The following is a 24,670-nucleotide window of genomic DNA, read 5'->3' as shown; positions in this document are numbered from 1 at the left end:
AGGTGCCCTGGTTGGAGCGCTTGAACTTCGCGACGCGGTAGGTGGTGCGCGTGCCGTCGTCGTTCATGACCGTGATGTAGTCGGCGGAGACCTCCTCGACCACGCCCGCCTTCTCGGCGCTGATCATGTCGCCCGCGTCGGTCGCCGCGCGGTACTCCATGCCGGTGCCGACCAGCGGCGCCTCGCTCTTGAGCAGCGGCACCGACTGGCGCATCATGTTCGCGCCCATCAACGCCCGGTTGGCGTCGTCGTGCTCGAGGAACGGGATCATCGCGGTGGCCACCGACACCATCTGGCGCGGCGACACGTCGATGTAGTCGACCTCCTCTGCACGGGCGAGCTCGGTCTCGCCGCCCTTGGTGCGGACCAGGACGCGCGGCTCGGCGAACGACCCGTCAGGGTTGAACGCCGTGTTGGCCTGCGCCTTGACATAACGGTCTTCCTCGTCGGCGGTCAGGTAGTCGATCTGGTCGGTCACCTTCCCGTCCACGACCTTGCGGTACGGCGTCTCGATGAAGCCGAAGGCGTTGAGCCGACCGTAGGAGGCCAGCGAGCCGATCAGGCCGATGTTCGGGCCTTCAGGGGTCTCGATCGGGCACATCCGGCCGTAGTGGGACGGGTGCACGTCACGGACCTCGAAGCCGGCCCGCTCACGCGACAGACCGCCGGGGCCCAGCGCGTTCAGACGCCGCTTGTGCGTCAGACCGGCCAGCGGGTTGATCTGATCCATGAACTGCGACAACTGCGACGTACCGAAGAACTCCTTGATCGACGCCACGACCGGGCGAATGTTGATCAGGGTCTGCGGCGTGATCGCCTCGACGTCCTGCGTGGTCATGCGCTCGCGCACGACCCGCTCCATGCGGGCCAGGCCCAGACGGACCTGGTTCTGGATGAGCTCGCCAACGTTGCGGAGGCGACGGTTGCCGAAGTGGTCGATGTCGTCGATCTCCAGCGGCAGGCCCGCCGACTCCTCACCGGCGTGCAGCCGCACGAGGTATTCGACCATCGCGACGATGTCGTCCTCGGTCAGGGTGCCCTGGGTGATGTCGGCGTCGACGCCGAGCTTCTTGTTGATCTTGTAACGCCCGACCTTCGCGAGGTCGTAACGCTTGGGATTGAAGTACAGGTTCTCCAGCAGTGTCTGCGCGGACTCCTTGGTCGGAGGCTCACCCGGACGCAGCTTGCGGTAGATGTCGAGCAGGGCGTCGTCCTGGCCGGAGGTGTGGTCCTTCTCCAGGGTCACCCGCATCGACTCGTACCGGCCGAAACGCTCGAGGATCTGCTCGTTGGTCCATCCCAGTGCCTTGAGAAGCACGGTGACGGGCTGCTTGCGCTTGCGGTCGACGCGGACGCCGACACTGTCGCGCTTGTCGATCTCGAACTCCAGCCAGGAACCCCGCGACGGGATCACCTTGCAGCCGAACAGGTCCTTGTCGGTGGTCTTGTCGACCGAACGGTCGAAGTAGACGCCCGGCGAACGGACGAGCTGGGAGACCACGACACGCTCGGTGCCGTTGATGATGAAAGTGCCCTTCGAGGTCATGAGCGGGAATTCGCCCATGAACACCGTCTGGCTCTTGATCTCACCGGTGGTGTTGTTGATGAACTCCGCCGTCACGAACATCGGGCCGGAGTAGGTCATGTCCTTGTCTTTGCACTCATCGACTGAGTACTTGGGCGGCTCGAACCGGTGGTCGCGGAACGACAGGGACATGGTTCCGGAGAAGTCCTCGATCGGACTGATCTCTTCAAAGATCTCTTCGAGGCCCGACTGGGCCGGAACGTCCTTGCGCCCGGCCTGGCGAGCCGCCTCGACCCGGGCCTTCCACTTCTCGTTGCCGAGCAGCCAGTCGAACGACTCGGTCTGCAGGGCCAGAAGGTCAGGAACTTCAAGGGGCTCCTGGATGCGCGCGAAAGAGACGCGACGGGGACCAGCGGGTACGGCGGAGGCGCTGCGCGAGGCTGCCAACGAATGTCCTTCCGGAGAGCACGGATGGAATCGACTGCGCGCACGCCAAACGCCCCGGGCGAAATCCGAGGACGCAAATAGACGGCACGAGGGAGCAGCGTAACGCAAATGACAAACGCAAGTCCAAACGTACTTAAAGCGTCAACCTCAATGCCGGGTTCAGCGTCCCACAGCCGGAATGGCCTCGTCAACTTTTTACGGTCGCGGCACGCGTCGACACCCGCCATGGGACGGGATAGCCCACCACGCCCACAACCTACGCGGATGGATATTCGGGCTCCGCAGGGCCGACTGCGCGTTACTGGACGCGGCAGTAATGTGCCGTGGCGTTGGACGTGCCGCTCGCGGAGTCACGCGGAGCGAATTCGGGGCTCATCGCATCGACCCGAGTGGAGGGCGCACAAGGTGGCGGCTTGGTCCGGCGTGTCGATTCATGCGGTAGTCCGTCAGCGCGGCGACCAGTGGACCCGGTTGGTCGGCCGCCGGGCCGGCGATCCAGCGAGGCCTCAGCACGCCGCCGTTGTTCTGTGGAGCAGGGGTTCGGCGGCGGTACGCAGTTCGTCGCTGAATGGCATGGGCCGCAGTGTGGCCGGGTCCAGATTGACGTTGACGCGATAGCCCTCGGCGTGCACCACCGCCCGATCGGCCGACAGCACGCGGAAGCCGTAGACGCCGCTCGTGCGGCCCAGGCGCTCGATCCAGAAGTGCACCAGCGGCTCGCCCGCCCCCGCGATGGGCACGTGGTAGGTCACCTTGAACTCGCGCACGGCCAGGAAAACGTCCTTGAAGGCCGACCGGACCGGATCCGGCGCCCAGCCCAGGCGCTGCCAGTACGCGCCGATCGCCCGCTCGACCAGCAGGGCGTACCGGGAGTTGTGCAACAGGCCCATGGCGTCGAGATCGTCGAAATGCACCTGGACCGGTTCGTGCACGCCGTCTTCAGTCATGATCAATCCTCCGGGAGAAGTGTCGGGTCGGGGCAGAGTGCGCGCAGACGTTGCAGCACGGCGCGGCGGGCGTGGACGAGGGAGGCCGGCCCGTCGTGCAGCCGAGAGTGGATGATCACCATCTCCCCGAGCGCGTCGATCTCGTACGCGAGCTGAGCCACATCCACGCTCTCGGCCAGCTCGCCCAGCGCAATGGCCTGCGCCACCTGCCGCCGGATGAACTCCTGCCACTCGCGCAGGGCGCGCGCGACGCGATCGCGCACCGCGCCGGGACGGTCGTCGAACTCGGCCTGGACGGCGAAGAAGAAGCACCCGCCGGGGAGCACGCCCTCCCCGTAGAACCTCAGCCGCGCCTCGTGCAGCGCGAACAGCCGTCGCACCCCGGCTGGCGCCTGCATGGCGGGCGCCACCACCCGCTCGGCCCACTGGCGGCCGGCCCAGTCCACGGCGTCGAGCTGTAGTTGCTCCTTGTCACGCCAATGGGCGAAAAATCCGGACTTGCTGGTGCCGGTCGCCGTCGCCAGCCGTCCCAGGGAGAGTCCGTCCAGCCCTTCGACGGAGGCCAGGCCCACTGCCTGCTCGAGGATCGCCTCGCGGCTGCGCAACCCGCGCAGCCGCCGACCGTCTTGTGTCATGGGCACAAACTACATTAACGACCGATCGTTTGTATATCTGAATCAGCGGTCTTCGCTCCATGGATCGCCGCGCAGCTCGGCCACGCTGCGCCGCCACCGCACCTGCTGCCCGCGATCGGCCGGGGCCCCGACGGCCGTCATCGACATGACCACCCAGCCTGGGTTCGGCCGCAGTTCCCCGATCAGACCGTCCCTGTCGAAGGCGCGGAACTGATGGCACGTCAGTCCCATCGCCTGTGCTTGCACCGTCAGGTGTGCCACGGCCTGTCCGAGGTCGTAGTCGGCGAACTCCGAATAGACCAAGTCGGTGTCGTCGACGAACCGCCGAGTCAAATTCACGATCAAGAGCCCTGCGTTCGACGCCCATCGCGCCGAGCTACGTGCGAGAAACCGGGTGACCCGCGCATGGTCGGACTCACCAGGGCGGACCGGGAAGAATCCCCACGGCTGGGAGTTCCCCGCAGAAGGCGCCCACCGCGCAGCCTCCAACAGCAACCGGAGCATCTCATCATCGATGACGCCGGCCGGGTCGAACTGGTACGGGCTGAACCGATCCGCCAGGAGCGGGTGCAGCTCCAGCCGGAGATCTTGATCCATGGTCACAAACCACCACAACTCCCCGGGCCACGTGTCTATGCCGTCGCCCGTGACCCCGCCGAAACCTCGACGATCGCCCTGCGGGCGTACCTAGGTCGAGCGGTTGGAGAGCCGCCGGCCCGGCGACCGGTGGGCGCCGCCCCGGCTTGTGATCATCTGGGAGACGGCTGGGGAGATCCTGGGCGACGCGGCGTCAGGCGGTACGCGCGACGGCGGGGATGCGACCGTGTGTGGCGAAGCAGGTGGTCAGATCGAGCAGGAATCGAGAAGCGCGGGTCACGGAGCCGCGCCTAGCCTGATGGCCATGGACATCACCATTCATACGAGCTTCCTCCCGCATGACGACCCTGACGCGTCCCTGGCTTTCTACCGCGACACCCTTGGCTTCGAGGTCCGCAGCGATGTCGGACAGGGCAAGATGCGCTGGATCACGGTCGGCCCCGTCGGCCAGCCCGACACGTCCATCCTCCTGGCGCCGCCGGCCGCCGACCCCGGGATCACCGAGGACGAGCGCCGCACCATCGTCGAGATGATGGCCAAGGGCACCTACGGCTGGATCCTGCTGGCCACCCGGGACCTCGACGGCACTTTCGAAAAGGTGCAGGCAGGCGACGCCGAGGTCGTCCAGGAGCCGACCGAGCAGCCGTACGGCATCCGTGACTGCGCCTTCCGCGATCCCGCGGGCAACCTGGTCCGCATCCAGGAGCTTCGCTGAGCCGTCCGGTCATCGATTCGGCCATGATGGCCGGCGTCGCGACCACGTGCGAAGAATACGGCGGCCGGCGCTTCCAGGCCGCTGTCCTCGACCGCTCCCTCGGCGGCCGCACCATCGCAGAAGTGTTCGCGATGTCGGCCGCCGAGGCCGAGGCGCGCACGCGGGCCGCACACAAGGGCGGCGTCCGCATCCTCGCCGAGCCGACCACCGGCCTCCGTCCCGCCGCCGTCGAGCAGTTGCTCGGCCCGCTCGACCGGCTCGTCGACTCCGGCAAGCCGGTCATCGCCATCGAGCGCCTCGCCGCCTACTTCGGCATGCGACCCAGGTGCTCGCGAACATCGATGAAAAGGAGTCATCTCATGTGTCACCCCTCGTGGGGGCTCGCACGCACCACGGCACACCGCCTGAGCGACCTCGCCCGGCTGCGCCGCGTCCGCGACCGGATCGACCGGGAGTACGCGCAGCCGCTGAACGTCGAGGCGCTCGCCCGCGGCGTGAACATGTCGGCCGGGCACCTCAGCCGCCAGTTCCGCCTGGCCTACGGCGAGTCGCCGTACGCGTACCTGATGACGCGTCGCATCGAGCGCGCGACGGCGCTGCTGCGTCGCGGCGACCTCAGCGTCACCGAGGTCTGCTTCGCGGTCGGCTGCTCATCGCTGGGCACCTTCAGCACCCGCTTCACCGAACTGGTCGGCATGTCGCCCAGCGCCTACCGGCGCCGCGCAACGGGCGCTACGGCGGGGATGCCGCCGTGTGTCGCAAAACAGGTGACACGACCGGTCAGGAATCAAGAAGCGCCGGTCACCGAGCCGCAACTAGCGTGATGACCATGGCATCCATCGAATCCGTAACCCTCGACGTGGCCGACCCCACGGCCGCCAACCGCTTCTACACCGCCGCCTTCGGTCTGGACACGCAGATACGCCTGCGGGCCTCGGAGGCACCCACCACCGGCTTCCGTGGGTTCACACTGGCGCTCACGGTGTCCCAGCCGGCCACCGTCAACAGCCTCATCGACGCCGCCCTCGACGCCGGCGCCACGGCGCTGAAGCCTGCCGCGAAGTCGCTCTGGGGCTACGGCGGTGTCGTACAAGCCCCGGACGGGACGATCTGGAAGATCGCGACCTCGGCGAAGAAGGACACCGGCCCCGCCACCCGGCAGATCGACGAGATCGTGCTCCTGCTGGGAGTCGCGGACGTGGCCGCGAGCAAGAGGTTCTACGTCGACCAGGGCCTTGTCGTGGCGAAGAGCTTCGGCCGCATGTACGTCGAATTCGCCGCTGGGTCGAGTCCCGTCAAGCTGGCGCTGTACAGGCGCCGTGCCCTTGCCAAGGACGTCGGCGTCTCTCCCGACGGCACCGGATCGCACCGGCTCGTGATCGGTGGCGATGCCGGGCCTTTCACCGACCCGGACGGGTTCGCATGGGAGGCCGCGTCACCGGCACTCACGCCCTGACGTGTCACCGCTGCCTGCCCTGCCTGGTCGCCGACCACGAGACAGCCGCCGGGCGCGGGGCGGTGCCGGCTGCCGAGCGGATACGTACACACGTACGCCGAACCGGCCGATGACCGACGGAGCCCGTCACCTGAAGGAAGGGCTCCTCACGAAGTGACTGGAGGAAGCATGACGGGCGCGCCGCCGCGCGGATTCGAGGAGAGGCTGCGGGACACTCGAGCGAAACTGGAGAGCGACGTCGATCTCTGGGTCGCGACGTCGGGATCCCCGGGCGGCGTCCACCTCATCCCGCTCTCGTATCTCTGGGACGGGACCGCGTTCCTCATCTCGACGCCGCGCGCCTCGGTCACCGGCCGTAACCTGCTGGCGGACGGCCGGGTGCGACTCAGCCTCGGGCCGACCCGCGACGTCGTCGTCGTCGACGGCACCGCCGAGCCGGTGGACATCGCCGACGTCGCCCCCAAGACGGGCGACGCGTTCGCGACCAAGACCGGTTTCGACCCGCGCGAGCTCGACGAGCCCTACCAGTACTTCCTGATCCGGCCGCGGCGCGTCCAGGCCTGGCGTGAGGCGAACGAGCTGCGGGGACGCGACCTCATGCGCGACGGCCGCTGGCTCGGCTGACCTCCGCACCTGTCGGCTCGCCGGGAGGAACCGCACCCCGCGAGTGCCGATCATTCTCGGTCGCTGCTCGGTGGTCACCGCTCGCGCGTGCCCCGCTTGGTCGCGAACACCCAGCGGTTGCTCGCCAGGGCGTCGTTCAGTTCGGGGAGCGGACCGCGGCCGTGCTGACGGGCGAAGTCGAAGGGCGTGTGGACGGCGGTGGACCAGCCCCGCGCCCTCAGGGAACCGACGGAGTCGGGGCGTGGCTCCCTGTCGAACAGGGCGAGCAGGTCGACGCCGATCTGCTGTCTGGTCGCGGCGTAGACGGGGTTGGCGCGGACCTCCGGAGACTCCGTCCCGAGTTTGACCTCGAACGCCAGCGCGCTTCCGTCGGCGCTCAGGCGGTCCACGGTCTCGATGAGACGACGCTCGGCGGCCGACGGGAGATAGAGCAGCAGGCCCTCAGCCAGCCACGCGGTCGGCGCGGTCAGGTCGAAGCCCGCGCTCACCAGCGATCGAACCCACGTGTCGCGCAGATCGGCCGCGATCGGACAGCGCGTGGCCGCCGGGATGAGGGCGAGGCCGTCGAGCACGTCGCGTTTGAACGTCAGGACTCCGTCGCGGTCGATCTCGTAGACGACCTGACCCGGCGGCCAGTCGAGCCGGAAAGCCCGCATATCGAGGCCGGCGCCGAGCAGAACCACCTGCCGGACGCCCGCGTGGGTCGAGCGGATGAGGAAGTCGTCGAGGACTCGGGTACGCAGGCCGAAGTACCGTCCCAGCCTGCCCCACAAGGGGTTCGCGTCTCCGTCCGGCACCTCCGCAGGGCGGACCGGCCACGCCGCGGACGCCTCTGCGGCGCGGACGAAATGCTCGGCGTAGGTGTCACTCGCCAGGGCATCGGGCCGGTGGGTCTCGATCGCCCGCGCGGCGGCGACCATGAGGGCGGTCAGGCCGACGCCGTCTTCGACACCGGTGTGTTGTGCGGCCGGCACGCGTTCTCCTCTTCGGCGGGCGGCGCCCACCGGTCCGGGTGGTCGTGGGTGGTGATGTGGGCGCCGTAGACAGCGGTCATGAAGCGCAGGATGTCCGCGTCCCGCACGTGCACACTGGCGGTGCAGTCAGTCAGCACCGTGATGTGGAAGCCCTTCTGGAACGCGGTCCGGGCGGTGGAGTCCACGCAGACGTCGGTGTAGAGGCCCGCGAACACGAGCCGCCCGACACCGCTTCGGACGAGATGCTGCTCGAACCCCGAGCTGAGGAAGGCGTCGAAGCACGCCCGCTTGGTGAAGACGCGCTCCCCTGACCTGGGTGACACCCTGTGGAACTCCGCACCCCACGAGCCGTCCAGGCACTTGGGCCGCTTGCCCTGCACCCGGTCGCGGCGCCGCCAGCTGGGCCCCTGGTGCTCGGCGTCACCCAGGAACCGGACGAAGAGCACCTCGATGCCGCGGGCCCGTGCCCGGTCGACGGCCAGCGCGGTGTTCGCCGCGACCTCGTCCAGCCTCGCCGGATCGCCGCGATATCGGGCGAGGGCGGTGGGCCCGGCGCAGAAGTCGTTCTGCAGGTCCACGACGACCAGCGCCATGCTCTCCACCGGAGTCACGAATCCGCCACCAGGACCGGCTGCCCCTCCGGCTCCAGCACGTCGAGCAGTGTGTCCACCACCGCGGTGGTGGAGTGCCGTCCACCGAGGTCGGGGGTGCCGATGTCCCGACGGCCGAGTGTGGCGAGGCCGCGCTCCACCATCCGCACCGCCCCGCCGCAACCCCCGTGCCGCTCGGCGATCATCGCCGCCGCGCGTACGGTCGCCACCGGGTTGACCGCGTTCTTCCCCTCCAGGTCGTCGGCCGAGCCGTGCACGGTCTGGTACTCGACCAGCCCGGCCACGTCGGGGTGCAGGTAGACGTTCTCGGTGCAGCGGTTCTCCTGGCGCTCGGCGCCGAAGCGGTCCAGCAGGACGACGTGCATGATGTCGGCCCATTCGTTGCCTGCGATGATCACGGTTCTGGGGCGCGGACCACGCTCGATCAGGTTGCGGTTCACCGTGTCCGGCTGGAACAGGCGGATCTCGACTCCGTGCCGCGCGGCGCTCTCGGCCACCCACTCGTCCAGAGCACCGTCGAGCAGGTGGAACTTGTACGCCATGACGATCTCGTCGACTCCGCCGTCCGGCCACTCCTGTCGCGCGCGCCGCACCGCGAAGGCGATGACCTTCTCGGTGATCTCCCGGCTGAACGCCATGGTGCGGATGAGCGCGCCCGGAACGTGGGTGTTCTCCCCGGTGTAGAAGCCCTGGGCCCCGTCCCGGACGAGCAGCAGCGACGCGTCCGGTGCGGTGATGACGTCGACTTTCACCGCCTGCAGGTGCCGGCGCACCAGGTACAGCGACTGGGCGTTGATCGCCGTACGGAATATGGCCGGGATGCCGAGAGCGGCCCGCGTGCGGCAGAACTCCGCGTAGTGGTCGGCGTCCTCCCGGGTGAGCTCGCGGACCCGATCGATCCCGGCATCGGCCTTCAGTGACGAATACGAGTGGTAGACCCTTTCCGACCGCGCGACGCCGATTCCTACCGAATAGACGTCGGCGATCCTGGCCAGCACACGCTCGAAGACGGCCGCGAGCTCGGGGCCCGTTCCACGGCCGACGGCGAGTCCGATGACTGGTTCCACCCGTGCTCCTTTGCCGAAGGCCGATGCGTCAAGGCGGCGATCCCGATCAGCCCCGGACCGCGACCAGATGGTCGCCTGGAATTCCCGTCTTCTCCGGGCCGTAGTAGTCCCTGATGCCCGCGGCCCAGACCGAGACCTCGATCTGGTCGTCGTCCGACGGCTGAAACGCGTCGAAGAGCGCGTCGATGTTCGCCCGCTCGAAGCCGATGGCCGTCATGAGCGCCACGAAGAGGTCCCGCTCGATGAGGCCGTCGCCGTTCGGGTCACCCAGCGCGGCCAGGGACTCGGCGAAGTCGGTGAGCGCCGCGTCGAAACGTTCCGGGGAGAGGACGCACGCGGTGTACTCCTCGAAACTGATCCGGCCGTCGCGGTTGGCGTCGAGTTCGGCGGCCAGGGTTGTCCAGTAGCGCCGGAAAGCGGCGAGCATGGCCGCCTTGGCCGCTTCGTCGGAGCCGGGGGACGCGGCGACCACTCGGGCCGCCATGAGGTCGAAGTCCTCGGCTTCGAGGCTGCCGGTGCCGTCCGCGTCGAGCAGGGTGAAGATGAGCTTTACTCGATCGATGGCCGCTTGCTGCATATCCTGTCGCCTTTCTTTGGCCGCCACTCGCAATGAGGTCCGCAATCAAGATTCCGACCGGAAACTACTATGCCAGACCATGACTCGCACGCCTGTTACACGATTGCCATTTGGATCGCCTAAATGCGACCAATGGGACACATGGAATATATGCCAATCAAGCATCAAACAGCCTGCAGCACTTCCGCGAGTTCGCGCCGTAGTTCCGGCCGGCCCTCCATCGAAGGGCGATGCGAAATGCACCAAATTTCCTGATATTTTCGGAATTATCGCCCCAGTCTCGTGAGCGTGGATCCCCCTGTAGCCGCAGGGCTACTTTTCGATGACTCTCCGGGACGGAGACGACGGCCGGATCGCTCTCGCCTACTGATCGCCGAGCCCGGCCGGGGGCCACCGCCGCAGCCTGAACGCGATGTCCGAATACCGCCAGGAATGCTGGCCGGCTTCACGTTATACCTGGTGGTGGGATCGAAAGGACGAGGACGATGACCGTTTACATGACCATGGACAGCCCTCTGGGTGAGCTGCTGCTGGTCGGCGAGGAGTCCGCGACCGGCGTCACTCTGACCTCGCTGGCCTTTCCCGGGCAGAAGCGCCGCAGGGAGGCGCAGCCCGGCTGGCGGCGCGACGAGGCGGTGTTCACCGACATCGTCCGGCAGCTGGGCGCGTACTTCGCCGGTGAGCTGCAGGAGTTCGAGGTGGACTATGCCAGCGGCGGCACCCCGTTCCAGGAGCGGGTGTGGGCCGCGCTGGAGACGATCCCCTATGGCTCCACCGTCAGCTACGGCCAGCTCGCCGAGCGGGCCGGAGCACCCAGGACCGCCGTGCGTGCGGTGGCCGCCGCGATCGGCGCCAACCCGCTGCTCATCTTCCGGCCCTGCCACCGCGTGATCGGCGCGGATGGCTCGCTGACCGGGTACGCGGGCGGTTTGGCACGCAAGGAGCGGTTGCTCGCGGTCGAAGGCGCGCTACAGACCGCCTGAGCGTCATGTCCGGATACCGCCGAGGTTCCGCGACCGGCGGCCGCGCCCACCCTGGGCAGCGCGTCCTCAGAGCCAGCCCGCCTCGGTGGCGATGCGGACCGCGTCCAGCCGGGTGCGGGCGTTCAGCTTGGTCACGGCGGAGGCGAGGTAGTTGCGTACGGTGCCGTAGCTGAGATGCAGGTCCTTGGCGATGTCCCGGGGCGCGGCGCCGGCGCCGGTCAGGCGCAGGACGTCGGCTTCACGATCGGTCAGCGGGTTGGCGGGAACGTCGAGCGCGGCGTAGGCGAGTTTCTGGTCGACGACCCGGCCGCCGGCCGCGACGTCGCGGATGGCGTTCACCAGGTCCTCTGGCCGGGAGTCCTTGAGCATGAAGCCGGACACGTGCGCCTCGACCCCGCGCCGTAGGTTGCCCGGCCTGCCCAGCGCGGTGAGGATCAGCACGCGGCATTCCGGCAGTCGTACGTGCAGGTCCGCAGCGGCGGCCAGACCGTCGAGCACGGGCAGGTCGATGTCGAGCACGGCGACGTCCGGCCGGTAGGCGAGCGCCGCGGGCACGATCGCCTCGCCGGTCTCTATCTCGGCCACGACCTCGATGTCCTCTTCGTACCCAAGCAAGGCGACCAGCGCCTCACGGAGTATCCGGACATCCTCCGCTATGAGCACACGAATCACACTGCGCATACTAAGCGTGATAAACAACGCAGGTGACGGGGGCGAAAGGGAACGGGTGGCCACGGCTCAGCCCGTCTACCGGCTGGATGCTGGTGCTTGGCTACGTCGCCCTGCTCATCCCGACACGGTTCACGATCGTCGTCGCCATGGCGAACGTCCGAGGGCAGTCCTCGCCTCCCACCCTCGGGATCTGCCTGAGCCTCATCGTGGCCGTCGTCGGCCTCTTCGCACTCGTCGCCCGGGGCGGGCGCCGCGCCGTTCCCGTACTCGCGGTCGCGACCTTCGGCCCGTACCTGCCCTTCCCCATGCTGTGGGGACCCATAGCGGGGCCGCTGGCCGCCGCGATGCCGCTGAGCGTCGCGGGTCCGGCGGGATGGCCGCTGTTCGGGGTGGTGCTGCTGGCCGACACGTTGGTGGCGGGCGCGCTGCACGGCCCCGACCTCGTCACAGTCGTCAGCTTCACGATCGTCGACATGAACGTGGGGCTCACGCTGTTCGCCCTGGTGCGACTGGCCGTGCTGCTCAGCGAGACCCAGGCGGCCAACCGGCAGCTCGCCGAACTGGAAGCGGCGAACGAGCGCCTGCGTGCGGCCGGTGACCTGCGCAGGGCCATCGGCGTCCGGCTCGCTCACATCCTGCGCGCGTCCCGCCGGAATCCGCCCACCACCGGCACACTCGCCGTCATCGCGGACATCTCACGCGAGGCGGCCGCGGAGGCCAGAACGGTCGCCGCCGCCCCCCGCGAACCGCCGGCCACGGCCCGGACCGACCTGCCGGACGATACGTCGCGCCTCTCGCGATGGGCCCTCGCCGCCATGACCGTCAACGTATCCGTCATCGTGCTCGCCAACGTCGCCGACAGCGGCACCGCGGATCCGGGTCGCTGGGCCGTCGCCGCCGTGGTCGCGCCACTGGCTGTCGCGTTCCAGCTCTACCACGGTTTCCCCAGGGCCTCGGCTCCCTCCGCTTGGCGGTGGACGCTCCCGCTGCACATCCTCATCGTCGGCGCGGCCACGCTCTACGTGGGGAACGGCAGCATGTCGGCGCTGATCGGCATGTCCGTGGCCAACACCCTGCTGTGGCTGCCCGCGCGCTGGTCGGTGCCCGCCGTGGCGGTCGTCGCCGTCGCCACCGCGTTCCTGCTGCAGCTCTATCCAGAGGTGGGCGGATATTCGCTCTACCAGGTCGCGTCGATGATCACGATGGCCATCGGGGTGTTCGCGTTCAACCGGTTCCCCGAGGCGGCCGGACGCTTGCGCGGCCTGCGCATGCAGGTCGCCAGGAGCGCCGTGGTCGCCGAGCGGCTCCGGGTGGCGAGGGACGTGCACGACCTGCTCGGTATCACCCTGTCGGCGATCACTCTCAAGGCCGAGCTGGCCCTCCGCGTGATCGGCCATGACTCCGCCAAGGCGGCGCTCTTACTGGAGGAGGTGGGCCCGCTGGCGGTGCGTGGCCTCGCAGACGTACGCTCCATCACCTCCGGCGGCGCCATGCTGAGCCTGCGCGAGGAGATCGAGTCCGCTCGCTCGCTGCTCGACTCCGCCGGCGTCGAGATCCAGGTGGACGCCGTCGGTCTGGAGAACTCTCCCGTGCTGGCCACTGTTGTGCGCGAAGCCGTCACCAACGTCGTCAGGCACTCGGCCGCTCGGCTGTGCACGATCGTGGTGGAGACGGACGCGCAGGTGGTACGGCTGCGCGTCGCGAACGACGGTGTGGCGAGAGCCACGCAGGGAACCGGCCGCGGGCTGGCGAGCCTGACGGCCAGGGTCGAGTCCGCGGGCGGCACGTTCACGGCCGATGACCAGGGCGACGGCACGTTCGCCCTGGTCGCGTCGGTGCCCCGCTGACCGGGCCGCCGCTATCCCTGGAGGAGACCCGAGAAGAACGCGCGAACGTCGTCCGCGTAGACACCGGGTGCGATGTGGGCCGCGTAGTGCCCACCGGTGTCGTACGTGTGCCACTGTGCGATGTTCTTGTGGTCCCGCTCGGCGAAACGCCGGATGGACTCGAAGTCGCCCTTGGCCGAGGCGAGCCCGATCGGCGTCGTGGTGGGCTCGGCCGGTAGCGGCGCGGCCTTGGCGTTCTCGTAGTACATGCGGATCGAGGAGCCCGCGGTGCCCGTGAGCCAGTAGAGCGCGACGTTGGTGAGCACGAAGTCGTCGTCGAGGTCGTGGTCGAACAGCTGGGCGTTCCAGCCCAGCAACCCGACCGGCGAGTCGGCGAGCGCGTGGGCCAGCGTCTGCGGCTGCTGAGAGTGCAGGGTGTTGAAGGCGCCCATCTCCTCCCAGAACCGCTGCAGCACCCCCATCGCAGCCTGCTCCTCCTCGGTCATGTCCACGAACTCGGCGGGGTCACCGGACGGGAAGGAGAAGATCTGCGTGACGTGCACGCCCACGACGTTGGAAGGGGCGATGCGGCCGATCTCCGGCGAGACCATCGAGCCGGCATCGTTGCCGACCGCTCCGTAGCGGTCGTATCCGAGGCGTTCCATCAGCTCCGCCCATGCCTGGGCGGTGCGTACGGTGCCCCAGCCACCCTCCGTGGTGGGCCCGGAGAAGCCGAACCCGGGCAGCGACGGGATCACCAGGTGGAAGTCCTCGGACAGCGGCTCGATGACGTCGAGGAACTCCACGATCGAACCGGGCCAGCCGTGGGTGAGGATCAGCGGCAGCGCGTCCTCCCTGGCGGCGCGTACGTGGAGGAAGTGGATCCGCTGCCCGTCGATGTCGGTGGTGAACTGTGGATAGGCATTGAGCCGTGCCTCCCAGGCGCGCCAGTCGTAGCCGTTCCGCCAGTATTCGGCCAACCGCCGGACCCGGCTGACGCTCACGCCGTAGGCGTCGGAGACCTCGTCGGTGAAGCGGGCGAGGTCCAGCCGCGTCTGGAGGTCGTCCAAGGCCGCCTGGGGGATCTCCACACGGAAGGGAGTGATGTGTGAACTCATGCCTCCATGCTGGAGAAATGCCGTCGCCACGGGTAGTTCACCGTGCACCGGTCCACCGTGCAGATTGCACGACGCGCTCCCGACCGCACGGCGATCTCCCCCGTCAACCCCCGTGCGGGCGCTTCATGCCGCGCTCGATGGCCTCGATGATCCGCGGCCGCATCTCGGCGGCGCCGATGATCGCGTCCACCGAGCCGACCTCGACCGCGCGCTGGATGCTGTGCACCCGGTCGAACTCCGCGGCGACCTCGCCGAGCTTCTCCGCCCGTACGGCGGACTGCACCTCGGCGAGCTGAGCGTTCAGCGCCGCCCGCTCGGCGCCGCTCGCCGCCGAGACCTGCGCCTGCAGCTCGGTCACCCGCGGGTCGGTCGCGGTGCGGTTGTTCACCTCACCGGAGAACACCACGGCCGCCGCCGGGGCGCCGCCGAGCACCGACGCGAACGAGCCCTCCAGCGCCAGCACGGTCATGTTCGGGTTCAGCGCCTTCGAGAACACCACGAACGCGCCGCCGTGGTACCGCGAGATCACACAGAACACGATGGGCCCGCGGAAGTTCACGATCGCGCGGCCGATCTCGGCGCCGTACTCCAGCTGCAGCTTCCGCATCGACTCCGGCGAGCCGTCGAACCCCGACAGGTTCGCCAGCACCACCAGCGGCCGGTTGCCGCTGGCCGCGTTGATCGCCCGCGCGGTCTTCTTCGACGACCGCGGGAACAGCGTGCCCGCGGTGTAGGTGTCCGGGCCGTCGGTGGGCGGGAAGCCACGCCGCGGCACCGCCCGTGACTCGATGCCGAGCAGGCACACCGGCATGCCGCCGAGATGCACGTCCTGCACCACCGCGGTCTCCGCGTCGGCCATGCCCGCCCAGCGTTCCAGCACCGGGTGGTCCTGGTCGGAGAGCGCCCGCATCACGGTCCGGATGTCGAAGGGCTTCTTGCGGTCCGGGTTGGCCTCGGCGGAGAAGATCTCGCCCACGGTGGTGAAGTCGCTGCCCTCCACGGCATGCAGGAAGTCGGAGATGTCACGGTCGACGGGGTCGGTGGTCCTCGCCCGCCGCGGCGCCTCCTCACCGGGTGCGACGTACGTGTGGTCGTAGTGCGACATCAGCACGTCCCGGGCGGCCGTCAGGTTCGGCGCCCAGTACTGCGCCTGCCCGTTCGGGCCCATCACCCGGTCGTAGCCGCCGATGCCGAAGTTGTCCTCGGCCGACACACCACCGGAGAAGTCGAGCGACTGCTTGCCGGTGAGCACCATCGCCGAGTCCGGCGTCATCACCAGGATGCCCTTGGTGTGCATGAGCATCGTCGCCTCGGCGTTCCAGTACGGCTGCGCGCCGACGTTGATGCCCGCGACCACGATGTTGATCTCGCCGCCGTCCTGGGTGAACTCGACGATCCGCTTGAGCGCCGCGGCCACCCAGTCCATGTTCTCCGTGCCCGAGCCCATGGAGATCCGCGCGCCGGAGGACAAGGCGTACCACTCCAGCGGCACCCGCATCCGCTCGGCCAGGTCCAGCGCGGCGATCACGCGGCGGCACTCCGGCTCCGACAGCGCGCCGAGCGACTTCGTCGGGTCGCCGAGCAGCACGACCCTGGTGACGCCCTGCGGGTGCCGCCGGGTCGGCGTGGCGACCACGCCCGCGACGATCGCCGCGGTGTTGCGCCCCTTCGGCCGGGCGACCGGCACCAGCGTGTGGTCGGCGTCGAGGTCGTGCTCGACGAAGTCGCCGAGCAGCCCGGTCAGTTCGTACGGGTACACCGTGTTGCGGCTGCTCGCGCGCAGCACCTTCTGCCGGTAGTCGTCGAGCGGCTCGACCGGGTCGAGCGGCGGCTCACCGACGGTCAGCTCGGTGCCGCCGGTGGCGTCGAAGGAGATACGCACGGCGATCTTGGTCAGCTCGCCGGTCGTCCGGTCGCGCTGCCGCGCGATGAACAGGATCTCCTCCAGCCCGGCGCCCGCGGTCGTCGGCAACACGCGACCGGCGATCATCTCCAGCTCCGCCCGGGTCATGTCGCTCGGCGGCCAGACGTAGACCACGATCCGGTTGGTGGTGAAGCGCTTCTTCGACGGTCGTCGCGACTGCGCGCGGCGGATCGAGTCGAGGCAGGTGGCGATCGTGTCCTCGGCCGTCGGCAGCGCCACCAGCCTGCCGTCGTGATCGCGCAGCTCGGTCAGGTCGCGCACCTGTGCGAACACGACGAGGCGGTCGTCCGACGGGTTCTCCCGCGCCACGCACTGGAAGAGGTAGACCTCCTCGTCCGACGACGGCAGCCGGGTGAGGTCGAACTTGAACAGCCGCTCCAGTTGCATCCGCTCCGCGATGTACGGGTGCAGTCCGCGGATCAGCCGCTCCTCGGCCATCCCTGTGGTCGACGGGCGGAACGTGAAGTGGTGGTGCATCACCGCGCCGCCGCTGCCCGCGACGGTGGTGGTGAGTCTGCGGACCTGGTCAGGGAGCGGGTGCGCGCTGACGACCTCGTGCAGCGCGGCCGCCATCGCTTCGGAGTCCTCGGGCTGGTTCTCCCAGGCGAGATAGATGTCGGCGTCGATGGCGTCCTCGCCGCTCGCCAGCTCCGCGAGCCCGCGCAGCACGCTGCCCAGCGCTTCGAAGCTCACCGCGGAGGAGACCACGCACGAGCCGGCGCGCTCGGCGACCACGAACCTGCAGCCCGCGGCCTCGCTGGTGCGGACGCCGGTGAGACCCTTGTTGCCGTAGTACCGCCGGGTCAGCACTTCCAGCATGACCGCGTTGTCCAGGTTGCCCCGGACGAGCCGCTGGCCGAGCAGCCGCACCAGCGGCTCGGTGCTGCGCACCATCTCGGCGACGCGCTCGGCGCGGTCCGCCGCGTCCGGGTGCGCGTCCAGGTGGCGCAGATGCTTGCGGACGTCGGCGTAGACGCGGGCGCGGTTGCGGCGCAGCAGCGGCTGGCCGAACCAGGTGAACACCACGCCGCGCGCGAGGTCGGAGAGCATCGGGAAACGGACCTGCGTCGCGGCCACCAGCCGCTCCAGCGCGAGACCGGCGGGCTCGCGCAGCGTCTCGTCCGGCGGCGACTCCCGCAACCACGCGCGCAGCAATGTCGCGACCACCGTGGCGTCGGCGGACGCGCGTTGCTGGGCGAGGAAGATGCGGAACACCGCGGCTTCGAGCTCGGGGGAGCGCTCCAGCTCGGTGACGCCGTAGTGCCCGAGCGCCTTGGCGAGCTTGGCCTGGAACGCCTCCGGCAGCCCGGCCCGCTCGACGTCGAGGCTCTGCAGGTAGGTGTGGAAGTACTCGCGGGCGCTGTACACGTGGCCGCCACCGCCGCCGTCCTCGCCCGCCGGCCGGTTGCGGCTCAGCTCGGCGAGGTCGGCGAACACGTCGACGAGTTCGAGCTCCTCGGCCAGCGGCCGATGGCCGTCGTCGGTGGCCGCCCGGCGCGCGGCGAGGTAGTCGTCGAGCACCCCGCCCTCGTCGTGCGGGTCGACGTCGAAGCCCAGCAGCAGGCTGCGCAGGTCCTCCTGGCCACGCCTGGTGCGCTCCCGCGCCGGGACCCTGCCGGGTGCGGCGGGCAGGTCCAGCGTGACGGACTCGGTGGCCGACGCGTCCTCGGCTTGGGCGTCGTCGTCGGCGAGCGGCTCCAGCCGCAGCAGCGGTGCACCGGTCTCCACCTGGCTGCCCACGGAGACGACGCTTTCCTTCAACCGCGCCTTGAACGGCGCCCGCAGCACCGTCTCCATCTTCATGCTCTCCAGCACGAGCACCGGCGCGCCCGCCTCGACCTCGGCGCCGACCTCCAGCGGCGTGGCGACGACCAGCGCGGGCGCGGGCGAGCGGACGACGCCGCCCTCGTCGCGGCTGACCCGGTGCGTCACGCCGTTCACCTCGACCAGGTGGATCGGCCCGTGCGTGCCGGTGAGCAGGCGGTACCGGCTGCCGTTGACGACGATCCGCCCGGTGTGCCGGTCGAAGCGGTCGAGCTCGACGTCGGCGATGCGGGCGTCGTCCCCCGATTCGATGCCGACACGGAACCGATGCGCGCCGACCCTGGCGACGCGCACGCGGTAGCCGACGCCACGCAGCTTGAGGTCCAGCGGTCGGCCGCTCTCGTGCTGCACCTGCGGTCGTCCGCCGAACGCCGTCGACAGCAGCCGCTGCCGCTCGACGCGTTCCTCCTCCTCGTACGCCTCGATGGCGGCGGCCGCCAGCGCGACGGCGGAGTGCCGGTTCGAGACGAGCCTGCCCTCGCCGCGGACGCGGTCGATCCAGCCGGTGTCCGCGCTGGCGTCGATCACCTCGGGCTGGTCGAGCAGGTCGAGCACGAAGCTCTTGTTCGTCGCGCCGCCTTCGATGATCACTGTGGTCTCGGCCATCGCGCGGCGCAGTCGGCCCAGCGCCTGCTCGCGGTCACGGCCGTGGGCGATGATCTTCGCGATCATCGAGTCGAAGTCAGCCGGGATGCTGTCGCCCTCGCTGACACCGGTGTCCACGCGGATGCCGGGCCCGGCGGGCAGCACCAGCCGCGCGATGCGGCCCGGGGCGGGTGCGAAGTCGCGGTCGGGGTCCTCGGCGTTGAGCCGGGCCTCGACGGCGTGGCCGACCTCTCCCGGCTGGGTGCCTTCCAGCTTCCCGCCGTTCGCCACGTGCAACTGCAGCCTGACCAGGTCGGTGCCAGTGGTGATCTCGGTGATCGGGTGCTCGACCTGCAGCCGGGTGTTGACCTCAAGGAAGGCGAACAGTTTCTCGCCGGGGTGGTAGAGGAACTCGACGGTGCCGGCGCCGCGGTAGCCGACGGCCAGCGCCAGCCGCTCGGCCGACGCCTTCAGCTCGGCGGTCTGCTCGGGAGCCAGTACCGGGGAGGCGGACTCTTCGATGATCTTCTGGTTGCGCCGCTGCACCGAGCAGTCCCGGACGCCCAGCGCCCATGCGGTGCCCTGTCCGTCGGCGATGACCTGGACCTCGACATGCCGGGCGCCGGTGACCAGACGCTCCAGGAAGACCACGCCGGAGCCGAAGGCGCGCAGCGCCTCCTGGCTGGTGCGCTCGTAGGCGTCGGCCAGTTCCTCACTGGAGGCGACCATCCGGATGCCGCGTCCGCCGCCGCCCGCGGTCGCCTTGAGCATCAGCGGGTAGCCGATCTCGTCGCCGGCGCGCAGCGCCTCCTCGAGGGTCGCGACCTCGCCGCGGCTCCACGGCGCGACCGGGACGCCGACCTCCTCGGCGATCAGCTTCGCGCCGATCTTGTCGCCGAGCTTGCGCATCGCTTCCGCGCTCGGCCCGACGAAGGTGACGCCGATCTTCTCGCACAGCTCGGCGAACGCCGGGTCCTCGGCGACGAACCCCCAGCCGACCCACGCGGCGTCGGCCCCGGTCTCCACCAGTGCCCGCTCCAGGACGGCGTGGTCGAGGTACGGGCGGGCCGAGGCGGGGCCGAGCGAGTAGGCGACGTCCGCTTCACGGACGAAGGTCGCGTGGCGGTCGGCGTCGGTGTAGAGGGCGACCGTCTCAATCCGCGTCCCGGTTTCCGCCGAAAGGTCCCGCACCGCGTGGATGAGCCGCATCGCGGCCTCTCCACGGTTGACGATGGCGACACGACTGAACACCGGCTGAGCCTCCCAAGTTCCCACGGACAGAGGGCGACATCCGGGTCCCGGAGCGTCGCCTGCACCTGTTTACACCCTCCTTGATTACCGGTGGCTACACCAATGGTCCGCATCGCGCGTCCCGGAGCTGTTGCGTTGTGGAAACCCCACAAAAGCACCCCGGGCCCTGTCACGAAGTCGACGATCCCTCCCGCGGGAGGGCATCCTGGACGACATAGTCGCGAAGCGTGATGTTCTCGGCGGCCCTGCGGGCGATCTTGGTGGCCATGTTCTTTCCCGGCAGGTACGGCATGACCTTGTAGTAGTGGTTGAGGACCGAGGCCAGGAAGCGGCTGCTCGGGACCATGAGCTTGGCGACGCCGTCGCCCATTTTCTGGCAGCCCGCCGCGTACCCGCGCATCTCCTGCTCGTAGCGGGCGAACGCGACGCGGTGGTCGCCGTGCGCGGCGGCCAGTTCTCCCGCCAGCACGTACGCGCCGACCAGGGCGAGGCCCGAACCCATGCCGGACAGGGAGGACGGGCAGTAGGCGGCGTCACCGACCAGGGCGACCCGCCCTCGGGCCCAGGCGTCCATGTGGACCTGGCCGACCGAGTCGAAGTAGAAGTCCGGCGCGTAGCGCATGTCGTGCAACAGCCGGTCGCTCTGCCAGCCGCTGCCGGTGAAGTGCTCGGCGAGAACGGCCTGCTGCCGGGCCACGTCGCGGCGGTCCAGGTCCAGGATCGGTGACGCGAAATAGAAGACGGCCTTGGCCTCGGTGTTGTGGCGGGCGCTGTACATCACCACCAGCTTGTTCGCGGTGCGGTAGGCGTGGCCGGTGTGGTCGAGGCCGAGGTGGTTGTCGGTGGTGAAGATCGCGCAGTAGACGCCCAGGTGCCTGACGTGGTTCTCCTCGGGACCGAAGGTCAGGCGGCGGGTGTTGGAGTGCAGGCCGTCGGCGCCGATGACCAGGTCGAACCGGCGCGGCGCGGCGCGTTCGAAGGCGACGGTCACCCCGTGGGCGTCCTCGGTGAGCGAGGTGATGGAGTCGCCGAAGATGTACTCGGTGTGCTCCTTGGTGGCGTCGTAGAGGATGCGGGCCAGGTCTCCGCGGAGGATCTCGATGTCTCCGGCGAACAGGTCGGCGGGCATCTCGGCCTGCGGCTTGCCGGCCCTGTTGACGTACGACATGGAGCCCATGCCGGTGCGGGCGCGTTCGATGTCGTCCAGGATGCCCATCCGGCGCAGGATCGACAGGTGTACCTCACCACGGAAGTCGACGGCGTAGCCGCCGTCACGCAGCGCGGGGGCACGCTCCACGATGGTGGGGGTGAAGCCGTGGCGGTGGAGCCAGTAGGCGAGCGCGGGGCCCGCGACGGAGGCGCCGGAGATCAGTACGTTGCGGTTCGTCATGGAGGAGAGCCTGCATGGGAGGGCTCACCGGACACTCACCCCCGGCTCACCGCCTCGGTGACCGCCTTGGGAAGTCCCAGCAGGCGCAGCGCGTCCGAAGCCGAGGGGCCCAGCACGGCCGCGTTCTCGGCGGCCTCGCGGTAGCGCGCGCGGGCCGTGGCGTGGTCGCCGCGCGCTTCGGCGACCCGGCCGAGGCCGACGAGGGCGCGTACCTGGTTGCCGAGGCTTTTGACCCAGTGCGGGTCGATCCGCTCCAGGGCATCGGTGTAGAGCCGTTCCGCCTCGGCCGGATCCTCCTCCAGCAGGGCGATGTCGCCGAGCCCGCGCAGGGCCGCCGCCAGACAGGTCAGGCTGCCGGCGCGGCGGGCCAGATCGGCGGCCTCGGCGTAGTCGGCGCGGGCGGCCGCCGGATCGTCGGCGGCGAGATGATCGCCCCGGTTGACCAGCAGGTCGGCCGAGTCTTCCAGGGCGCCGAGCTGGCCGGTGAGGGCGAGGGCCTCGTCGGTCAGCGCGATCGCCCGCGCACGGTTCCCGCGCCCACCCGCGAGACCGGCCAGGATGTCCAGCGCCAGCGCGGTGCCCCAACGGTCACCGAGCGACCGGAAGCCCTCGGCCGCCGCGCCGAAGGCGGGCTCGGCCGCCGCGACGTCCTGCTCGCCCAAAGCCCCGAACCCCGACACGAACCGGGCGGCCGCACGCACCCACGGCTCGGGACAGTCGCGCTGGGCCGAGACCAGCGCGAACGCACTCTGCGGGTCGGCGTCGGTCGCGTTGCGCATCAGCCATAGCAGCAGCGCGGCCGGGTACCGGCCCGGCCGGTCACCGGGCCACGCGGCGGCCAGCGCTCTCTCGGCCGTCGCGTGGTGGCGCCGCCACGTTGTCCGGTCGGACGCGGCCAGCAGCACGCATGTCGCGTACTCCTCGCCGAGCCCCGCGGGGAACGTGTCGCCGATCGCGGCGAGCAGGCTGATCGCGTGCGGCGCGGCCGAGGCGGACGCGCCCCGGATCCACACGTAGGTCGCGGCCGAGGCGAGCAACTCCAGGGCCGTCGCGACGTCCGGAGCCTCGACCGCCCAGTGCAGAGCGGCCAGGACGTTCTCATGCTCGGCCACGAGGACCGGCAGCCAGTCCAGTTGCTCGGCCCGTCGCAGACGCGGGTCGGCGGCACGCACCAGATCCAGGACGTGCCGGGCGTGAGTCCGCCGCGCCGACTCGCGTTCGCCCGCTTCGTCGAGCCGCTCGGCGCCGTAGGCGCGGATCGTCTCCAACATCCGGAACCGGCCGCGAGAGACCTCCAGGAGTGACTTGTCCACCAGGGATTCCAGCGTCTCGCCGTCCGCGCCGCACACCCGCAGCGCGGACTCCGCCGTCGCGCCCCCGGCGAAGACCGTGAACCGCCGCGCGGCCCGTTGCTCGGATTCGGAGAGCAGGTCCCAGCTCCACGCGACCACCGAGCGCAGCGTCCGATGCCGGTCATGGGCCGTACGGCTGCCGCGGGCCGCGACACCGAGCCGGTCGTCCAGCCGCGCCGCCAGATCGTCGAGGTCCAGCGTGCGCAGCCGCGCCGCCGCGAGCTCGATGGCCAGCGGCAGGTCGTCCAGGGCCGCGCAGATCCGCCGGACCAGCTCAGGATCGGCGGCGAAACCGCGCCGTACGGCCGCGGCCCGGTCGCCGAACAGCCGCGCCGCCGCGTCCTCGTCGAGCGGACGTACCTGGTGCAGGTGCTCGCCGATGATGCCGAGCGGCTCGCGGCTGGTGGCCAGGACCCGCAGCCGCGGGCACGCCGCCAGCAACCGGGCCGCCAGCACGGCGGCCTCCTCGATCACATGCTCGCAGTTGTCCAGGATGAGCAGAAGCACCCGGTCCGACAGCGCCGCGATCAGCCGATCGACCGGCGTCCGCGCGGGATCTCCCATCTGGAGCCCGTGCTCACGCAGGCCGAGCGCGCCCTGCACCGCCCGGGCCGGCCCGGCTTCGTCGCCCAGCGCGGCCAGCTCCACGAAGCACACCTCATCGGTCACCGCCCCGGCGACCTCGACCGACAGCCGGGTCTTCCCGACGCCGCCGGGGCCGATCAACGTGACCAGGCGGGCCACCCGCAGGAGATCGGCGACGTCGGCCACCTCCTCGGCGCGGCCGACGAAGGAGGTCAGCTGGGCGGGCGGCGCGGTCGGCGCCGGCGACGGATCGACGCTGAGCAACTCCCGGTGCAGCGCGACCAACTCGGCCGAGGGATCGGCGCCCAGCTCCTCTGCCAGGTGCCGCCTGGTCTCCTCGAACACCACCAGTGCCTCGGCCTGCCCGCCCTCGGCGAACAGCGCCCGCATCAGCAGCCCGGCCAGCCGCTCACGGAGCGGGTGGCGGCCGACCAGCTCGCGCAGCTCCGGTATGGCGGCGCGCTGCTCGCCGAGCCGCAGTTCGCCCTCGATCCGGTCTTCCAGCACCGCGAGGCGCAGCTCCTCCAGCCGCACGGCGGCGGCCTGGGCCGTCTCGCTCTCGGCGACCCCGGCCAGCGCGGGTCCGCGCCACAGGTCCAGCGCCTCGCGCAGCAGCGCCACCGCCCGTCCCACCTCGCCGTCGCGCGACGCCGCCCGCCCCTCCCCGGCCAGCCGCTCGAACCGGCAGGCGTCCACGTCGTCGTCCGCGACCACAATCCGGTATCCCGCCCCGGCCCGCTCGATCGCGGCCGCCGACCCCAGCGCGGCACGCAGTCGGGACACCTGGGACTGCAGCGCGTGCGCCGACAGCGCGCCGTCCGGGTCGACCTCCTCGGCCAGCCGGTCGGACGGCACGACCTGACCGGGGCGTACCAGCAGCAGCGCCAGCAGCGCGCGCCGCGCCGGTCCGCCCAGCGGGACCTCGGTCCCGTCCTCGTGCCACGCCCGGGTCTCGCCGAGGATTCCGAACCGCATGCCGGCGATT

General features: G+C 70.1%; 19 protein-coding genes and 2 pseudogenes. 7 read left to right on the top strand and 14 right to left on the bottom strand.

The features are described from left to right. From IMZ11_RS13340 to IMZ11_RS46690, 5 genes and pseudogenes are all read right to left on the bottom strand, one after another. Positions 1–1,972 (bottom strand): DNA-directed RNA polymerase subunit beta (locus tag IMZ11_RS13340; protein WP_228641231.1); only part of this gene is annotated, 1,972 nt, incomplete at its 3' end. 506 nt (positions 1,973–2,478) lie between these two features. Next, positions 2,479–2,919, bottom strand: a complete 441-nt coding sequence (locus IMZ11_RS13335; RefSeq protein ID WP_228641228.1) for a thioesterase family protein — start codon at positions 2,917–2,919, stop codon at positions 2,479–2,481. 2 nt (positions 2,920–2,921) lie between these two features. Beyond that, positions 2,922–3,554 carry a TetR/AcrR family transcriptional regulator gene (locus IMZ11_RS13330; RefSeq protein ID WP_228641226.1) on the bottom strand — a complete coding sequence of 211 codons (633 nt, stop codon included), beginning with the start codon at positions 3,552–3,554 and terminating at the stop codon, positions 2,922–2,924. A 42-nt stretch (positions 3,555–3,596) separates the two neighbouring features. Beyond that, a complete protein-coding gene (locus IMZ11_RS46695; RefSeq protein ID WP_374462265.1) occupies positions 3,597–3,893 on the bottom strand; it encodes a hypothetical protein in 297 nt (98 codons plus the stop codon). 81 nt (positions 3,894–3,974) lie between these two features. Beyond that, a pseudogene (locus IMZ11_RS46690) lies at positions 3,975–4,151 on the bottom strand (nitroreductase family protein); the annotation flags it as partial. A gap of 304 nt (positions 4,152–4,455) precedes the next feature. Here IMZ11_RS46690 and IMZ11_RS13320 point away from each other — a divergent pair. The 5 genes and pseudogenes from IMZ11_RS13320 to IMZ11_RS13300 all read left to right on the top strand — a co-directional run bounded on the left by IMZ11_RS13320 (position 4,456) and on the right by IMZ11_RS13300 (position 6,946). After that, positions 4,456–4,866: a VOC family protein gene (locus tag IMZ11_RS13320; protein WP_228641222.1), complete on the top strand. Its 411-nt coding sequence runs from the start codon at positions 4,456–4,458 to the stop codon at positions 4,864–4,866. A 14-nt stretch (positions 4,867–4,880) separates the two neighbouring features. Next, a pseudogene (locus IMZ11_RS13315) lies at positions 4,881–5,159 on the top strand (excinuclease ABC subunit UvrA); the annotation flags it as partial. Positions 5,160–5,225: 66 nt separating this feature from the next. Continuing rightward, positions 5,226–5,690, top strand: coding sequence for a helix-turn-helix transcriptional regulator (locus tag IMZ11_RS13310; protein ID WP_228641238.1), 465 nt, complete (start codon positions 5,226–5,228; stop codon positions 5,688–5,690). After that, a complete protein-coding gene (locus tag IMZ11_RS13305) occupies positions 5,690–6,322 on the top strand; it encodes a glyoxalase (protein WP_374462264.1) in 633 nt (210 codons plus the stop codon). The genes IMZ11_RS13310 and IMZ11_RS13305 overlap by 1 nt, the downstream gene beginning before the upstream one ends. A 168-nt stretch (positions 6,323–6,490) precedes the next feature. Continuing rightward, complete coding sequence (locus tag IMZ11_RS13300) at positions 6,491–6,946, top strand: pyridoxamine 5'-phosphate oxidase family protein (protein ID WP_228641218.1); 456 nt, start codon at positions 6,491–6,493, stop codon at positions 6,944–6,946. A 74-nt stretch (positions 6,947–7,020) separates the two neighbouring features. Here IMZ11_RS13300 and IMZ11_RS13295 read toward each other — a convergent pair whose 3' ends face one another. From IMZ11_RS13295 to IMZ11_RS13280, 4 genes are read right to left on the bottom strand one after another with little or no spacing between them, the layout of a single operon-like run. Then, positions 7,021–7,920, bottom strand: a complete 900-nt coding sequence (locus tag IMZ11_RS13295; protein WP_228641216.1) for an SAM-dependent methyltransferase — start codon at positions 7,918–7,920, stop codon at positions 7,021–7,023. Then, entirely contained in the window at positions 7,875–8,531 is a 657-nt protein-coding gene (locus IMZ11_RS13290; protein WP_228641214.1) for a cysteine hydrolase family protein, read from the bottom strand. The genes IMZ11_RS13295 and IMZ11_RS13290 overlap by 46 nt, the downstream gene beginning before the upstream one ends. Further along, positions 8,528–9,598: an isocitrate/isopropylmalate family dehydrogenase gene (locus tag IMZ11_RS13285; protein WP_228641212.1), complete on the bottom strand. Its 1,071-nt coding sequence runs from the start codon at positions 9,596–9,598 to the stop codon at positions 8,528–8,530. Before IMZ11_RS13285 ends, IMZ11_RS13290 begins: the two co-directional genes overlap by 4 nt. Before the next feature lie 46 nt (positions 9,599–9,644). Next, complete coding sequence (locus IMZ11_RS13280) at positions 9,645–10,175, bottom strand: EF-hand domain-containing protein (protein ID WP_228641210.1); 531 nt, start codon at positions 10,173–10,175, stop codon at positions 9,645–9,647. Positions 10,176–10,660: 485 nt separating this feature from the next. Here IMZ11_RS13280 and IMZ11_RS13275 point away from each other — a divergent pair, with 485 nt between their 5' ends. Further along, positions 10,661–11,158 carry a methylated-DNA--[protein]-cysteine S-methyltransferase gene (locus tag IMZ11_RS13275; protein WP_228641208.1) on the top strand — a complete coding sequence of 166 codons (498 nt, stop codon included), beginning with the start codon at positions 10,661–10,663 and terminating at the stop codon, positions 11,156–11,158. Between the two features lie 66 nt (positions 11,159–11,224). On the opposite strand, the gene IMZ11_RS13270 is transcribed toward IMZ11_RS13275, so the two are convergent. Then, entirely contained in the window at positions 11,225–11,830 is a 606-nt protein-coding gene (locus IMZ11_RS13270) for a DNA-binding response regulator (RefSeq protein ID WP_228641206.1), read from the bottom strand. Positions 11,831–11,862: 32 nt separating this feature from the next. On the opposite strand from IMZ11_RS13270, the gene IMZ11_RS46190 reads away from it, so the two are divergent. Beyond that, positions 11,863–13,677, top strand: a complete 1,815-nt coding sequence (locus IMZ11_RS46190) for a histidine kinase (protein ID WP_228641204.1) — start codon at positions 11,863–11,865, stop codon at positions 13,675–13,677. Between the two features lie 11 nt (positions 13,678–13,688). Here the strand turns inward: IMZ11_RS46190 and IMZ11_RS13260 are convergent, their stop codons facing one another. The 4 genes from IMZ11_RS13260 to IMZ11_RS13245 all read right to left on the bottom strand — a co-directional run bounded on the left by IMZ11_RS13260 (position 13,689) and on the right by IMZ11_RS13245 (position 24,660). Further along, a complete protein-coding gene (locus IMZ11_RS13260) occupies positions 13,689–14,774 on the bottom strand; it encodes an epoxide hydrolase family protein (RefSeq protein WP_228641202.1) in 1,086 nt (361 codons plus the stop codon). Between the two features lie 103 nt (positions 14,775–14,877). Next, the gene (locus IMZ11_RS13255; RefSeq protein WP_228641200.1) at positions 14,878–20,358 is read right to left on the bottom strand and encodes a carboxyl transferase domain-containing protein; all 5,481 of its coding nucleotides are present in this window, start codon (positions 20,356–20,358) and stop codon (positions 14,878–14,880) included. Positions 20,359–20,527: 169 nt separating this feature from the next. After that, positions 20,528–21,748 (bottom strand): FAD-dependent monooxygenase, encoded by a 1,221-nt coding sequence (locus IMZ11_RS13250; RefSeq protein WP_228641198.1) that lies wholly within the window; start codon positions 21,746–21,748, stop codon positions 20,528–20,530. 35 nt (positions 21,749–21,783) lie between these two features. Beyond that, positions 21,784–24,660 carry a BTAD domain-containing putative transcriptional regulator gene (locus IMZ11_RS13245; protein WP_228641196.1) on the bottom strand — a complete coding sequence of 959 codons (2,877 nt, stop codon included), beginning with the start codon at positions 24,658–24,660 and terminating at the stop codon, positions 21,784–21,786. Positions 24,661–24,670: the final 10 nt, after the last annotated feature.

Source organism: Microtetraspora sp. AC03309 (assembly GCF_020826795.1).
Classification (GTDB): Bacteria; Actinomycetota; Actinomycetes; order Streptosporangiales; family Streptosporangiaceae; genus Microtetraspora; species Microtetraspora glauca.
Note: the sequence above shows the minus strand (reverse complement) of the source record. Positions and strands in the feature narration are given on the sequence as shown.